The sequence below is a fragment of the Bradyrhizobium sp. SUTN9-2 genome (genome assembly GCF_003122645.1).
GTDB lineage: Bacteria > Pseudomonadota > Alphaproteobacteria > Rhizobiales > Xanthobacteraceae > Bradyrhizobium > Bradyrhizobium yuanmingense.
The window spans coordinates 5,773,410-5,787,895 of the sequence record NZ_LAXE01000001.1 but is presented as its reverse complement, the minus strand read 5'-3'; the positions used below and the strand labels follow the sequence as shown (position 1 = coordinate 5,787,895).

The following is a 14,486-nucleotide window of genomic DNA, read 5'->3' as shown; positions in this document are numbered from 1 at the left end:
TTCCATGGGTGCGCCGCCTCTCGGCGCAATTTGAGGGAAGTCATGAAATCCATTGTCTCTGGTACTCTCCTGCTCTCGGCTCTCTGTCTCTCCCACGCCGCCTTCGCGGCCGATCTTGCCAGGGCCTACACCAAGGCGCCGCCCGCGCCGGTCGCATTCAGCTGGACCGGTTTTTACGCCGGCGTGCATGGCGGTTATGGCTGGAGCGATCCGACCGCGACCTTCGATCCCGGCGCGCTCGCAACCGGGACGGTGCCCGGCTATGTCGTCACGGGCGGGACTGGGCCGTTCACCCTGGATGTGAGCCCCAAGGGCGGATTCGGCGGCGGCCAAATCGGCTATAACTGGCAGTCCGGCACGTTCGTGTACGGCCTGGAAGCGGATGTCAGCGGCGCTGCCATCAGAGAGACGGCGAGCCGCCCCTTCAGCGTCACCGGAACGATCGGCGGCGACAATGGCGCCTTCACCGGCGTATTCAATCTCAAGCAGGAAATCGACGTCTTCGGCACGATCCGCGGACGTCTCGGATACGCGGCGAACAATGTGCTGATCTACGGTACCGGTGGCTTCGCCTGGGGCCACGTCAAGAACAGCATCTTCACCTCCAACCTCGCCACGCCGAATATCGCCAATTTCAACGGCTTCTTCCCGGCCCTGACGCGAAGCGCTTCCTCGTCGGAGGTCCAGGTGGGTTTCTCCGCGGGTGGCGGTCTTGAATGGGCATTCGATCCGCGCTGGACGTTCAAGGCCGAGTACATCTACATCAATCTCGGAAAGTCGAACGGCAATGCTCTTGCATTCCCCGGCGCGTCCTTCACGGACACCGAGGTTCAGCTTCATACGGCCAAGGGCGGCATCAATTATCGGTTTTGACTGAATGGATTTTGTGGTGCTTAGTGGTGGTAACGCAGGCGCGGCCAGTAGCGAACCACGGGCAGGGCAGAGCAAGTCTGCTCTGCCCCGAACTCAGACGTCAACTTGTTCGGCTATCGCGAGGGCGTCATCGACCCCGATGTCGAAATAATCGAACGGTACTCTCGGTCTTCCGAGACTAGCCGCTGAGCAAAAGAGGAGTCCGAGTCAATCGGTGGTGCCGGATGAACGAGTTATCAAGCACTTTCGACGGCCTCTTCAAAAGTGAATTCTCGATCAATCAAATGGTTGGCCGGAGCGTCACGTATGTGCGCCGGGGCAAGTTGCTGGGCGGCAATTCAGGGTTTGCTCATATCGGGAATTACCATGTCGAGGGGGACTCAATCCGTGTCGATGTGACCAGCCGACGACACAATTTTGGCGCTGATCATCAGTCTTTGCTGGGTTCCGACGTCTCGTCAATTTCCGTCGTTGGAAGAGCCGTTGGCAAGGCGTTTCACTTCGAGGGCAGTTCCCCGCAGGTGCCGGGTGCCGTTTTTCGATCCATCATGACCCCGCTGGATGAAAGCGACCTTCCGGCGCCCGGGATGATTGGTGAAGGTGGCATTTCCAACGGATTGTACTCCATCCATCTCAAAATCTTGGACGGCGTCCCCGGCGGCCTGACTGGAGTGATGCTATTGAACAACGGCCGTATCCTGGGTGGCGATGCCTTCTTCTACTATCTGGGGTCATATTCCTCCTCCAGCGGTCGATGGAGAGGGCAGATGGTCAATCAAGAGCATACGCCGGCGCGAGGGGAAGACCCGGTATTCGGCGGACACGAGATTGGAATTGGTTTTTCCGGGACGTGCGATGCCAAGGGCGGTTTCCTCGAGGGCACGGCGCTTGCGGGCAAGCGCAGCATCAGGTTCGAAGCTGATCTGAAATTGATCTGCGCTGCTTAAGGGGCGCGAAAGCCGAGGGCGCAGCTGCCGCGCGAAGCTAGAAGATCGGTTTCGCTCGGAGTTGGTCCGTCGGCGTCAATAGGCTTAGCACTGAGCGCTGCAAGGGAGGCGAGAAGTGCTCTCAGAGGAAAAGACGAGTACTACGCTGTTGAAGGTGATGTTAGGGCTCATCGCAGTCTGGGGTGTCGGCTGGATTGAGAAGAAGCTGTTCGGCCACTGGACCAACCTGGGCATCTTTATCGGGTGGATTGTCGGAGTGATGATCGCCTATGGCATAGATCATTTCCGAAATCGAAACGGGACGTCACCGAGGGGGAGCGCCGCGGAACCGGAGAGCAGTGAACGTCAGCCTGAAGGGAATGCATCAGCTCCCCTGAGAGGAGTAAACGGACCGGGTTTGCCGGGACACATGGACTTCGATCTAGATCAAACAGCCTCTCGACCCACGTAATTGCCCACGTTGAGCTGCACCGGAGGGAGCAGGGAATGTTCATTAATCGCCCTACGCGGACGATGCATTTACTTGCTTGGGCAATAGCCGCCATCGGTCTTCTCACGATCCTTTCGATGGCGCTGGGGCCCTCTTGAGGAGAGCGAACCGGCACCCTGAGGGAGTGGACAGGCGCGCGGCGCCTCGGAGCGAGTGACTTCAATGCCTGTTTCGACAGAGGTTTGATGCGCCGCACACCCATCATTTTTCCAAGCTCAAGTAGTCGAAATAGAGATAAGATACTTGAAGTTGTCAATCGAACCGCGGCGTAGCTCGCGAACCGGCCTGTCCTAGTCGCTTTGAGCACTTAAAAGTGTGGAGGAGGAGATGAAACGGCTGCTATTCGTTGGGCTTGTCGCGCTTCAATCGATCGGTATCGGATTGGCTCATGCCCAATCCGACGACTTAGTCAGACGCATCGAGCTGGGCATGAGGCTTATTAAAGTAGGATGCCTACCGGCTCGGCAACGCAGAAAACAGAAGTGAAGGGAAATGCGACCGGTCGCATTACACTGTTGGGACCTGCTGACGCATCCGCCGACGCCGGCGCCAGTGTCAACTTCACGAAGGAGGAAGCCCACGGGCTGGTGGCTGCACTGCAAAAAAGAAGTAACTGACAGCGGAGTCAAACTCTCTGAGCGACAGCTCGATTGCCTAAAGCCCTATATCGACCGAATCTTCGAAGAGCTTTTCCCCAACAAGAAATCAGGTACACGCGATGAAAAGCGTTTAGCTCTTGCAGACCTTCATACTGCATTCAGAAAGATTGCAAGGCACGCGTATGGAGAGCAGATTGGTCCCCCTTTGACGTACGGGGTTAGCATCAATGACGACAAAATTGAGATATTCAACAGATCTTCGGCTTATTGGGCTCGCCTCGGCGATCTCAAACCAGAACCGGATTTGTAACGCACGCTCCGGGGCTTCCACATCTCAGATTATATTGCCTGCTAAGCGACTGCGTGTCTCAGGTCTACAAAGATGGAAATTCCGAAAAAAGAAGCTACGCCCCAGTCTATGTAAAAATCGGAGCAGACCCGAAGCCGCTTGAGAATGCATTTGCTCGCGTGATCCGCCTATATTGAATCTAGCAGTTGTTGTGTCGCTTTTTTCCGCTCTCTGAGAGTTCCTGAGGGAGTGGACGGGTTTGAGCCTGAATCGGGCTAGAGGTCTTTTGGCGCAACCCCCGATTCACTTATCTTAATGAGCTGCGCACTTCCTCTTCTCTACTCTTAGACCGTTCAAGTCTTGTGGCGAGGGCGTCGATGCAGAACCACCGCACGATTGTGTTTGTCGAACGGCTGAACGAACTCTCTTCCCAACTTGCAGAACTAGAAGAACTCCGCCTCAAGGTCGAAGAGGCGGAGCGACTCGCCTGCGCTGTGCATACGTCGCGTTCGCCCGGACCTCTGACCACCCGCTGGAAACACAAATGCGCGCCAGACGCCGCGACATAGATTGGCACTTCGCCACTGTTGTCGTGACGCTGCTCTGGCTAGCGTGCTTTCTGCGACGCTGTTCGTGGTCCTTTTGCGTGGGCACCCCTGAGAGGAGTGACAGTCAGTGAAAGTCGCGCATTGGCTTGTCGCTGACGTCCTTGCGCCTCGCGAGACTGCGATACCGCCGCCAAAGCTCTGGCGATCCGGCACTGGCTGCGCACCATGCCGAGATGATGCGGCATCATCTTCGTCGACTACGATGTCGGCGCATTGAGCCGCTCGAGATAGCCAACGAGCACTGACGCCGATGAGCCTCATCCTGAGGAGGCGCGTGAGCGCCGTCTCGAAGGACGAGGCGTGCGCGCAGGCCGCCACCAGTCATATGCGATAGCCCTGGCTTCTTGCGGACACTTTGCTTCAACACCGACGGCGGCGGCAAGGTGTCCCCGCTCGGCAAGCCGAAGCCACAATTCCGCTATCGTTACCTCGTTCAACTCCTGCGGGAAATCAGGAGAACTTTCGTTGCGCAGCACGCTTTGGGCTTTCGCTATCACGCTCTGCTGTCTTGGTTCGCCGGCCGCGGCTGTGGGCATTCAGTTGCTCGATGCCGATCCAGCGCTGTCAGGCGCGATCTGGTATTCGTGCGCGGCGGAGCCCACGCATGTGGCGCTGGGCCGTTTATCGGTCGCCGCCGATTTCGACCTGAAGGGCGTGAAGGATTGCCCCGTCACGGGCGCAAAGCTGCCGCTCGTCATCTACTCGCACGGACGGGGTGGATTTTTCGGCCAGCAGCACGACACGGCGGAGGCGCTGGCCGATGCCGGGTTCATCGTCGCCGCCATCAATCATCCCGGCGATACGGTCGGCGATCCCTCGAGGCGCGATACGCTGTCGGTCTAGGGATCGCGTCCGGCCGACATCGTGCGCCTGCTCGATTTTCTGTTGAACGACTGGAAGGACAGGGCGGTGATCGATCCTGCCCGGGTCGGCTTCGTCGGTTTCTCGCTCGGAGGGGCGACCGGCCTCGTGCTGATGGGGATCAAGCCGGATTTCGCCAGGGTCGCCAGTCTCTGCAAGGAGACGATCGGCATGTGCGCACAGCTTCACAATGGCGAGACGCCGCCCGAGCCGATACAGGACGCGCGCATTCGCGCCGCCGTCATCGTTGATCCTGCGCCGCTAACGCTGACGCGGGAGAACCTCGCTCTCGTCAAAGTGCCTTTCCAGTTCTGGCGATCGCAGTTCGGCGGACCCGGCGTCGGCGACGGCTCGGGCAACGCGCGCGTCGCCGAGGGCCTGCCGGGCAAGCCCGATGTTCACGTCGTGCCGGCCGGCCATTATGCGTTCCTGGCACCGTGCTCGCCGGAGCTGGCGGCGGCTGTCCCGCGCATCTGCACCGACGTGCCGGCAGGATTCGATCGAGCAGGATTTCACCGCGAGTTCAATGCGGCTGTGATGAAGTATTTTCGTGAGCAGTTGGCGGCGGGAGATCGCTGAGGGCTCGGGAATTTATCCAAGTCCGCTTGGCCTTCTTTGTCGGCCCTGCTAGGTCAAACTAAGCGCCAATCGAGTTCGACGCGATGGACCCGTTCGGTTTCCTTGCAACTGTCCTGGCCTTTGGCGGGGCTGCCGTATTGCTTTGGGTCGCAACCGGGCCTCTGCTTGTATTTCTCGTGAGCAAAACTGGGGTTGAGCCGATTGTAGGCTGGTTCGTGCTGGGCGGGCTGGTCTTCGCGACGCTGATCGTTGCCGGCTGCCTATCACTACGTGCGGAGGGAAAACGAACTACTTCCTCGTGGCTGGGCCGCTTGCGATTTTTTCCGCTCAACCGCTCCGACTGGCTCTGGACCATCGCTGGCATTGCGGGAGTTGGCGTGTCGACTGGTGTCGTGATGGCCTTGCTCGCTGTCACAGGTGTTGCCGAGACCGTCCAACCCGCCTTCTTGACACTTGCCCCACTCGGCGCCGATCGCTTGTGGATATTGTTAGTGTGGCTGCCTTTCTGGCTACTCAACATCCTGGGCGAAGAATTCCTGTGGCGCGGCGTAATCCTGCCGCGCCAGGAACTCGCCTTCGGCCGATATGCATGGCTTGCCAACGGGGCCGGTTGGTTAGTCTTCCACCTTGCGTTTGGCCGCGTGGTCGTTCTCCTTGTGACACCGATAATATTCATTCTGCCTTGGATCGTGCAGAGGCAGCGCAATTCGTCGATCGGCGTGATCATTCATGCCGCCCTGAATGGCCCGGCATTCATCGCAATCGCTCTAGGCCTCCGGCCCTTCTAGGCGTCAGCACATGATCGCAGCAAGGATAACTGAGAACAGCATCAGATCTATTTCAGCACCGTGCGCTTTTCCGGGCGTAAGTTATGGCGGTCTGGCGCAAAGCAGTCAAACCATCTGTACGCGGCTCAGCTAGACAGCAGGTTGCAGATATTTCTGCAGATGTCTCAGCAAGCGCTGGGCGCGAAATGGCTGGCGATAACCCGTGGAATGCCTGTCCGCGGGTCTAAATAGGAAAGATGAGGCACGTCGTGGTGCCGTGAGCATAGATCTTGCCATTGGCATCGGTGATAGCCCCCAGCGCCGTGCCGACGCGATTGCCGACGTTGAGAACCTTCCCCTCGCAGAAAACCGGGCCGGTTGCGGCGGTCATCGCCCGGATCAAGGTCACCTTGTATTCGAGCGTGGTGTAGCCTTGTCCCGCCTTGCAGGCGGTATGGACCGCGCATCCCATCGCAGTGTCGAGCAACGTTCCGAAATAGCCGCCGTGAATGGTTCCCATGGGGTTGTAGTACCTGTCCTCAGGCACGCCGGTGAAGACGATGCGGCCGTGCTCGACTTCGGTCATCGTCATGTTCATGTGCTCGGCCATAGGCGCCCGAGCCCCGCCTCCCGCCAGCAATTTCTTGTAGAGTTCGAGCGGGGCAAGCGTTCGCTGCAATGCCGCCAGGTCTTCCGCGTGGTCTTCAAGCTGAACGTCAGTCATTGGCCGTTTTTTCCAGATGCCCGCACAGCATCGGCGCATGCGGTTCAATCGGCCATGGCTGCACCGGCCAAACGAGTTGCCGCATTGGCCATCCGATTGGGGTGCCCCGGCCAATTTGGCCGGAACGGCAAGCAATTTTGCTGATGCGGCCATGGCCCAGCGTGCACGGATCGCCAATCTGGAGGGAACGTTTGCGAGGCAATGGAGAGAATTGATGTCCCAGGAAGCAGGGCAAGAGGCCGCAGTCGTCGTCACCGAAGTCGACGACATTCTGGTGATGCGGCTCAATCGCCCTCGGGTGAAGAATGCACTCAACCGTGAGGCGCTGCGCATCCTGGTCGACGCCTACACGAGACTTTCCAACTCGAGGGAACTGCGATGCGGCGTGGTCCACGGCGAAGGCGACGTGTTTTGCGCCGGGCTCGATCTGGCCGACGTCATCCCGGCCTCGATCGAAGAGGGCGCCAACACCTACCTCAAGCCCGGTCAGTGCGACCCGTTTCGCCTGTATGGCCCGGCCTGTTCAAAGCCGGTCATTTCAGCGGTCCATGGTCGCTGCTACACGGCGGGGCTCGAATTGACGCTTGCCGCCGACATGTGCGTCGCGTCGAGGGACACGCAATTCGGCCAGCAGGAGACCACGCGCGGCATCTTCCCGTTGGGCGGGGCGACCATCCGCTTGCCCAAGGCGATCGGTTGGGGATCGGCGATGCACTGCATCCTGGCCGGCGGGCAGTTTGGCGCCGAAGAGGCGCATCGCTGGGGTTTGGTACAAGTGGTCACCGAGCCAGGCGAACAGCTTCAGGGCGCTCTCGATCTGGCTCGTGAGGTCGCCAAGTGCGCGCCGCTGGCCGTCCAGGCGGCACTAGCGAACGCCCGCCTTGCGCAGACCGACGGTGTCAGGGCCGCGGTCGATCACATCCGAACAGAAGGCCGCCGCATTGCGCTCTCCGCCGATGCACGCGAGGGCATGATGTCAATGATGGAGCGGCGGGCCGCGAAGTTTGCCGGCTGCTAACGCGTACGGAATTTTTGCCGATATGCACCGGGTGACAGCCCGACGATGTCGCCGAAGGACCGAATGAAGGCACGGGTGTCGCCATAGCCGACCGCCTCGGCGATGCGATCGATCGGCGCATTCTGGCTCTCGAGCATTCGTTTAGCGATTTCGATTCGAACCATGCGCAGATATTGTCGCGGCGATAGGCCGGTCGCTGCAAGAAATCGGCGGTTCAGGTTGCGCACGCTCATGCCGGCTGCATCCACCATGTCGTCGATGCCAACTGGTTCGGGATAATGCGTTTCGATCCAGTTCTGTAGCCCGAGCACCTTGTCGTCGCCGTGATCCTTCGGCGCGATGAACATGAAATAGGGGCGCTGCGATTCCGGGTTGAGGTCCATCGACAGGGCTTTCGCCGTGGCAACCGCAAGGTCGTGGCCGGCCAACCGGTGGATGACGTGAACGGCGAGGGTGAGGTAGGCCGTGGTCGATCCCGCGCAGATGATCCTGTTGTCGTCGACGATTCGTTCCTCGAGCGCCAGTTGCACGCGTGGATAGCGCTCACGGAACAGCGCACCGAACGCAGGATTTGTCGTGACGCGCCGCCCGTCCAGAAGGCCCGCCTCTGCAAGCAGGAAGGCGCCGGTGCAGGTCGACGCCAGCAATTTCGCGCGGGATGGCAGCGACGCCAGCCAGGCGATCAGCGCGCGTTCCCGCGTCAAGGCCTTTTCGATGTCGCCAAAAATGGGCGGGAGCAGGACGACGTCGCTATCAGTGGCTTCAGCGAGCGAGTAGTGAGGCTCGATGCGGTGATGACCAGAGCCGCGGACCGGCTCGCCGTCCCCAGTGGCCAGCACGATCTCATGGCCGGACCAATCCAACGAATTGCTTTGCGAGGCGATCGTGGCGGCGATCGCAAATGCGTCCGCCTGGCCGTAAACGGCCGAAGTCATGCATTCATCAAAGGCGATGATCGTGATCTTCATGGCGAGGATACGGACCGGTGCCCTTCCATGTTCATCTTTCTTGCTCGAGCCCTCTCGAAGACTTGTATCGATTGTTCAAGATCGCCGCAGAAAAAACAACTCTGTCCAGGGCGCAGAAGTGCTGACCGTGTTGCGCGGTGTCCGCCGTTGAGGGAAGACCGGACGGGTATTGCTGTACGAGGTCGGAGCTGCTTCTGACCCGAAGCGGACTACATCTTCGAATGGCACTCAGGCCGATCCAGGTCGAAAAGGCCAGCCACGCGAATTGCTTCCAGTTCTTCAGCATCGGAGAGTCCAACCGTGTACAGGTTTAGGAACTCTTCCGAGACACCTTGTCCGAAGACCAGCACATCATCGGTGTTAATAATGACGACGACCCCTGCATCGAAGACGCGGCGGATTGGGTGAGTGGCCAGCGATTTGCGGCTTGTGGCCCAACGCAGACGTCCCGAGCGGCCACACAAGCCAATGTGCGGTGAATCGTTCTTAGCGTGTAACCCCGACGCTTCCATCTTAATCCATCGACCTAAAATTTAATGCCGGAAGAAAGTGACGAATTCTGACCGGCTGCATGCTCCCAACGGATTATCCTGTTGCCTCACCAGAGGAGGTGACCATGGTACAATTTATTCCGACTTCCATCACACGACGAAGCATGGTCGCAGGAATGGCGCTGACCGCCGCCCCGACGACTGCATTGCAGGGAGCGAGTAAGGCATACGCGCAGGCCCAGCAAACCTCGCCTGAGAAAAGTCTGTATGAGCGGCTGGGCGGCGTTTTTGCTATTGCGGCCGTGGTGGATCACTTCAGCGACGCTGTCGTGAAGAATCCCGTCGTGGGCCAGAAGTCCAAGAATCCGCAACTACGAGAATGGCACACCAAGAACCTGACAAGGTTGCCGGGCCTCAAGTTCATGCGGACGCTGTGGGTCTGCGACGTTTCGGGCGGGCCCCTTAAGTTCGCGGCCACCAAGCCTGGCGCGACGCCGCTCGGACTTGAGGAAGCGCACCGCAATCTCAGAATATCTCCGGCAGAGTTCGATGAGGTCGCGGCGGAACTCGGGCGGAGCCTCGACTTTGCCAAGGTCCCTAAGCGCGAGAAATCCGAGGTGCTGGCTGCGTTTGCCGCGCACAAGGACGAGGTTACCGCCGGGTCTGCGACGGTCGGCAAGCGCGGCTGAAGGGTGATCTTCCCGGTCTTCGCTAGCACCGACTGGCTCCGGCTGGGCGGGCACGTTGGATCGCGCCGCGATCCGTCCAGTTGTGGCCCATGCTGACGTCCCTCGGGCTGACGTCCGATAAGCGCCCTTGGACTCCAGATCTCTGCAGCCCCTTCCGCGAACAGCGTGTGGTCGGGATCCGCTCCGATGTGCAGCAGCCAGCGCCTGATGTGCGCTCCCGGCATGATAGCCACGATGGCATAATACCCCTGTTTTGCCCGACGGGTCAGAATTTTTCGTCGAATCAGAAATATCGTTGCGTGCCAACGGGATGGCTACTGTGCATGGGGTTGTTTTCCAGTTTTGATTTTGAGCCTGCGATTGCACGCCTTCACAAGCAAAAGGGGCCGCCCCTTCGGACGGCCCCTTTGGTCTCGTGAAATGTGGTCCGCTTACTCCGCGGCCTGCTTCTGCGGCGGGTCGAGCGCGCCGGACTTGTGGATCTCGGCGACCTGGTGATCGCTGAAGCCGAGCACCGAGCGCAGGATCTCGTCGGTGTGCTCGCCGAGCAGCGGCGATCGCGTCACGTCTGCCGGGCTATCCGACAGCTTGATCGGGTTGCCGACCGAGACGTACTTGCCGCGGGTGGGGTGGTCGACCTCGACCACGGTGCCGGTGGCGCGCAGCGACTGGTCTTCCGCGATCTCCTTCATCGACAGGATCGGGCCGCAGGGGATGTCGTCCTTGTTGAGGATCTCCATCGCCTCGAACTTCGTCTTCGTCATCGTCCACTGCTCGATGCGGGCGAAGATCTCGTTCAGGCGCGGCAGGCGGGCGGCCGGCTTGGCGTAGTTCGGATCGGTCTTCCAGGTGGGTTCGCCGATCACATCGCAGATCTTCTCCCAGACCGGGGCCTGGGTGATGAAGTAGATGTAGGCGTTGGGATCGGTCTCCCAGCCCTTGCACTTCAGGATGCGGCCGGGCTGGCCGCCGCCGGAATCGTTGCCGGCGCGCGGCACGGCGTCGCCGAACGGCACGCCTTCGCCGAACTGGCTGTATTCCTTCAGCGGGCCGTGGGCGAGGCGCTGCTGGTCGCGCAGCTTGACGCGGCAGAGGTTGAGCACGCCGTCCTGCATCGCGGCAGTGACGCGCTGGCCCTTGCCGCTGTGGGTGCGCTGGTAGAGCGCGGTGACGATGCCGAGCGCGAGGTGCAGGCCGGTGCCGCTATCGCCGATCTGCGCGCCGGTGACGAGCGGGACGCCGTCGCGGAAGCCGGTGGTGGAGGCGGCGCCGCCGGTGCACTGGGCGACGTTCTCATAGACCTTGCAGTCTTCATACGGTCCGGGGCCAAAACCCTTGATCGAGGCGACGATCATCTTCGGGTTGATCGCCTGGATCTTCTCCCAAGGAAAGCCCATGCGGTCGAGCACGCCGGGGCCGAAATTCTCCACCAGCACGTCGCACTTCTTGATCAACTCGGTGAGGACTTCCTTGCCCCTGGGGTTTTTGGTGTCGAGCGTGATCGAGCGCTTGTTGTGGTTGAGCATGGTGAAATACAGGCTGTCCACGTTCGGGATGTCCTGCAGCTGGCCGCGGGTGATGTCACCCACGCCCGGGCGTTCCACCTTGATCACGTCGGCGCCGAACCAGGCCAGCAGCTGCGTGCAGGTCGGTCCTGACTGGACGTGGGTGAAGTCGAGAATGCGAACGCCCTCGAGCGCTTTGGTCATCGTATTGCTCCGTACTCTGTCTGCCCCTGCACCCGGCAGGGAATAAGGGTTGAGGGGTGGACTTACTTCTTCTTCTGCAGAACGCTCTGTGGATTGAGGTTGCCGATGCGGCCGCTCTCCGAGCCGGCGGCCGGATCGATCACGGCGTTGATGAGCGTCGGCTTACCGGACTTCATGGCGTCGTTGACGGCACGCTTCAGCTCGTCCGGCGAGGTCGCGTTGACGCCGACGCCGCCGAAGGCTTCCATCATCTTGTCGTAGCGCGCGCCCTTGACGAACACGGTCGTTGCCGGATCGGAGTTGGCGCCGTTGACGTCGGTGCCGCGATAGATGCCGTCATTGTTGAAGATGACGACGCAGATCGGCAAATTGTAGCGGCAGATGGTCTCGACCTCCATGCCGGAGAAGCCGAACGCCGAGTCGCCTTCCACCGCCAGCACGGGGTGGCCGGTCTCGAGCGCGGCCGCGATCGCCTGGCCCATGCCGATGCCCATCACGCCCCAGGTGCCGACGTCGAGACGCTTGCGGGGCTTGTACATGTCGATGACGCCGCGGGCGAGGTCGAGTGTGTTGGCGCCTTCGTTGACGAGGATCGCCTCGGGATAGTCCTTGATGACGTTCTTCAGCACACCGAGCGCGCCGTGATAATCCATCGGCGATTTGTTGTTCATGAGCTTCGGCGCCATCTTGGCGACGTTCTCTTCGCGCTTGGACGAGACCGCCTTGGTCCATTCGGCCGGCGGGGCGGTCCAGGATGATCCCATCGCCTGGTTGAAGGCGGAGACGACCGAGCCGATGTCGCCGACGACGGGCGCGACGATCTCGACGTTGGAATCCATCTCCTTCGGCTCGATGTCGACCTGGATGAACTTCTTCGGCGCCTCGCCCCAGCTCTTGCCCTTGCCGTGCGACAGCAGCCAGTTCAGCCGCGCGCCGATCAGCATGACGACGTCGGAGTCCTTCAGCACCGTCGAGCGGGCGGCGCCGGCGCATTGCGGATGGGTGTCGGGGAGCAGGCCCTTGGCCATGCTCATGGGCAGGAACGGAACGCCGCTCTTCTCGACGAAGCTCTTGATCTCCTCATCGGCCTGCGCGTAGGCCGCGCCCTTGCCGAGGATGATGAGGGGGCGCTTGGCGCTCTTGAGCACGTCGAGCGCGCGCTTCACGGATGCGGGCGAGGGGATCTGCGCGGGCGCCGCGTCTATCACCTTGACCAGCGACTTCTGGCCGGCCTCGGCGTTCATGACTTGGCCGAACAGTTTTGCCGGCAGGTCGAGATAGACGCCGCCCGGACGGCCTGAGACCGCAGCGCGGATGGCGCGGGCGAAGCCGATGCCGATGTCCTGGGCGTGCAGCACGCGATAGGCCGCCTTGCACAGCGGCTTTGCGATCGCAAGCTGGTCCATCTCCTCGTAGTCGCCCTGCTGGAGGTCGACGATCTCGCGCTCGGAAGAGCCGGAGACCAGGATCATCGGATAGCAATTGGTGGTGGCGTGGGCGAGGGCGGTGAGACCATTGAGGAAGCCGGGCGCCGACACCGTGAGGCAGACGCCGGGCTTCTTGGTGAGATAGCCGGCGATGCCGGCGGCGTAGCCGGCGTTCTGCTCGTGACGGAACGAGATCACGCGAATACCCGCGGCCTGCGCCATGCGGCCCAAATCCGTGATCGGGATGCCCGGCACATTATAGATGGTGCTGATGCCGTTCAGCTTGAGCGCGTCGATGACGAGATGGAAGCCATCCGTCAGTTCCTGCTCGGTGCCCGGTGCTTCGGACTTGGTCGCGGTATTCAGCATGGGCCTTGTCTCCCTGGTCTCAAGGTCGTTGGGGCGAGTTGTTCGCCCTTCTGGTGAACGTTGCTTAAGTGAACAGTTACGTAAACAGTTCTTGGCCGTGCGCTTCGACGTAAGCGGCAAGGCCGAGGGTGTGATCGCGGGCGCGCTTCTCGGCAAGCTCGGTGTCGCGCGCTTCCAGCGCTTCGATGATGCCGAGATGCTCGGGCAGTGACGTCGCGGTGCGGTCCTTGCGTCCGATGGTCAGCTGGCGATAGCCGCGCACGTGCAAGAGGAGGTCGTTGGTGAGATCGACCAGCACGGGGGATTCCGACAGCGAGATCAGCGCCTGGTGGAAGGCGATGTTGGCGCGCGAATATTCCTCGACGTGATCCTCGGGCAGTCGGTCCTTGCCGAAATCCTTGAAATAGTCGCGCAGCGCCGTGATGTCCTTCTTGCGCGCGGTGGTGGTGATGAGGCGGGCGGCCATGCTCTCCAGCGCCGCCCAGGCGCGGATCATGTCGACGATCTCGCTCTTGGTCCTGCGCACCACCATGATGCCGCGGCGGGGCACGGTCTTCACGAAACCGTCCTGCTCCAGCATCGCGATGGCCTCGCGGATCGGCGTGCGGCTGACGCCGAGCCGTTCGGACAGCGCGCGCTCGTCGAGCATCACCGGCTCGGGCGTCGAGTAGATGTCCATCTTGAGGATGGCTTCCTTCAAGGCGTCATACGCCTTGTTCTTGAAGCTGCTCTCCGGGGCAATACGAACGATTGCGATGTCTGCCTCGGCCATGTTCGGCAACGCCTTGGTTGGTTTCCGTAGTGACACGACGAATCTCCTCCAGTGGGGAGTCGTCTTTTACAGGAATATTAACTGGAAAGTTTTTGGCATACCACATGCCAGAATGTCAAGCTGCCTATTTTTTGCGGCCTTCTAGGCCATGCACCAGCTTGACAAGTTGCCTTCTGGCATACCAAATGCCATCGCCAGCCATTTTTGATCCGTGCCGGCGGAGTAGTCCTGAGGCTTATGCCACTCCGTACCGCCGCATGGAACAGAGCGCGGCGAATGGCAAGCATCATGGGCAGCCGCAAACAC

General features: G+C 60.8%; 13 protein-coding genes. 7 read left to right on the top strand and 6 right to left on the bottom strand.

Annotated features, from left to right (window positions below; genetic code table 11):
* Positions 1-42: 42 nt before the first annotated feature.
* The 5 genes from XF30_RS26880 (at position 43) to XF30_RS26865 (ending at position 6,034) form a co-directional block, all read left to right on the top strand.
* Positions 43-873 carry an outer membrane protein gene (locus tag XF30_RS26880; protein WP_109144348.1) on the top strand — a complete coding sequence of 277 codons (831 nt, stop codon included), beginning with the start codon at positions 43-45 and terminating at the stop codon, positions 871-873.
* A 224-nt stretch (positions 874-1,097) separates the two neighbouring features.
* Positions 1,098-1,820 carry a GrlR family regulatory protein gene (locus tag XF30_RS26875; RefSeq protein WP_109144347.1) on the top strand — a complete coding sequence of 241 codons (723 nt, stop codon included), beginning with the start codon at positions 1,098-1,100 and terminating at the stop codon, positions 1,818-1,820.
* 2,526 nt (positions 1,821-4,346) lie between these two features.
* Positions 4,347-4,649, top strand: coding sequence for an alpha/beta hydrolase (locus XF30_RS39520; RefSeq protein ID WP_244609027.1), 303 nt, complete (start codon positions 4,347-4,349; stop codon positions 4,647-4,649).
* Between the two features lie 21 nt (positions 4,650-4,670).
* Positions 4,671-5,246: an alpha/beta hydrolase family protein gene (locus XF30_RS39515; RefSeq protein WP_244609026.1), complete on the top strand. Its 576-nt coding sequence runs from the start codon at positions 4,671-4,673 to the stop codon at positions 5,244-5,246.
* An 83-nt stretch (positions 5,247-5,329) separates the two neighbouring features.
* Positions 5,330-6,034, top strand: coding sequence for a CPBP family intramembrane glutamic endopeptidase (locus tag XF30_RS26865; protein ID WP_109144346.1), 705 nt, complete (start codon positions 5,330-5,332; stop codon positions 6,032-6,034).
* 223 nt (positions 6,035-6,257) lie between these two features.
* On the opposite strand, the gene XF30_RS26860 is transcribed toward XF30_RS26865, so the two are convergent.
* Positions 6,258-6,737 (bottom strand): PaaI family thioesterase, encoded by a 480-nt coding sequence (locus XF30_RS26860; protein ID WP_204524528.1) that lies wholly within the window; start codon positions 6,735-6,737, stop codon positions 6,258-6,260.
* 214 nt (positions 6,738-6,951) lie between these two features.
* Between XF30_RS26860 and XF30_RS26855 the strand changes: the two genes are divergently transcribed.
* On the top strand, positions 6,952-7,755 hold the full coding sequence (locus tag XF30_RS26855) for a crotonase/enoyl-CoA hydratase family protein (RefSeq protein WP_109145863.1): 804 nt from the start codon (positions 6,952-6,954) through the stop codon (positions 7,753-7,755).
* On the opposite strand, the gene XF30_RS26850 is transcribed toward XF30_RS26855, so the two are convergent.
* Both XF30_RS26850 and XF30_RS26845 read right to left on the bottom strand, forming a co-directional pair.
* Positions 7,752-8,690 (bottom strand): GlxA family transcriptional regulator, encoded by a 939-nt coding sequence (locus tag XF30_RS26850; RefSeq protein ID WP_158284417.1) that lies wholly within the window; start codon positions 8,688-8,690, stop codon positions 7,752-7,754. The genes XF30_RS26855 and XF30_RS26850 overlap by 4 nt on opposite strands.
* 242 nt (positions 8,691-8,932) lie before the next feature.
* On the bottom strand, positions 8,933-9,235 hold the full coding sequence (locus XF30_RS26845; protein WP_109144343.1) for a hypothetical protein: 303 nt from the start codon (positions 9,233-9,235) through the stop codon (positions 8,933-8,935).
* A gap of 104 nt (positions 9,236-9,339) precedes the next feature.
* Between XF30_RS26845 and XF30_RS26840 the strand changes: the two genes are divergently transcribed.
* A complete protein-coding gene (locus tag XF30_RS26840; protein ID WP_244609025.1) occupies positions 9,340-9,903 on the top strand; it encodes a group I truncated hemoglobin in 564 nt (187 codons plus the stop codon).
* Positions 9,904-10,334: 431 nt separating this feature from the next.
* On the opposite strand, the gene frc is transcribed toward XF30_RS26840, so the two are convergent.
* From frc to XF30_RS26825, 3 genes are all read right to left on the bottom strand, one after another.
* Complete coding sequence (frc, locus tag XF30_RS26835; RefSeq protein WP_109144341.1) at positions 10,335-11,612, bottom strand: formyl-CoA transferase; 1,278 nt, start codon at positions 11,610-11,612, stop codon at positions 10,335-10,337.
* Positions 11,613-11,674: 62 nt separating this feature from the next.
* Positions 11,675-13,408 (bottom strand): oxalyl-CoA decarboxylase, encoded by a 1,734-nt coding sequence (gene oxc, locus XF30_RS26830; protein ID WP_109144340.1) that lies wholly within the window; start codon positions 13,406-13,408, stop codon positions 11,675-11,677.
* A gap of 76 nt (positions 13,409-13,484) precedes the next feature.
* Entirely contained in the window at positions 13,485-14,180 is a 696-nt protein-coding gene (locus tag XF30_RS26825) for a GntR family transcriptional regulator (RefSeq protein WP_157282741.1), read from the bottom strand.
* Between the last annotated feature and the right edge of the window lie 306 nt (positions 14,181-14,486).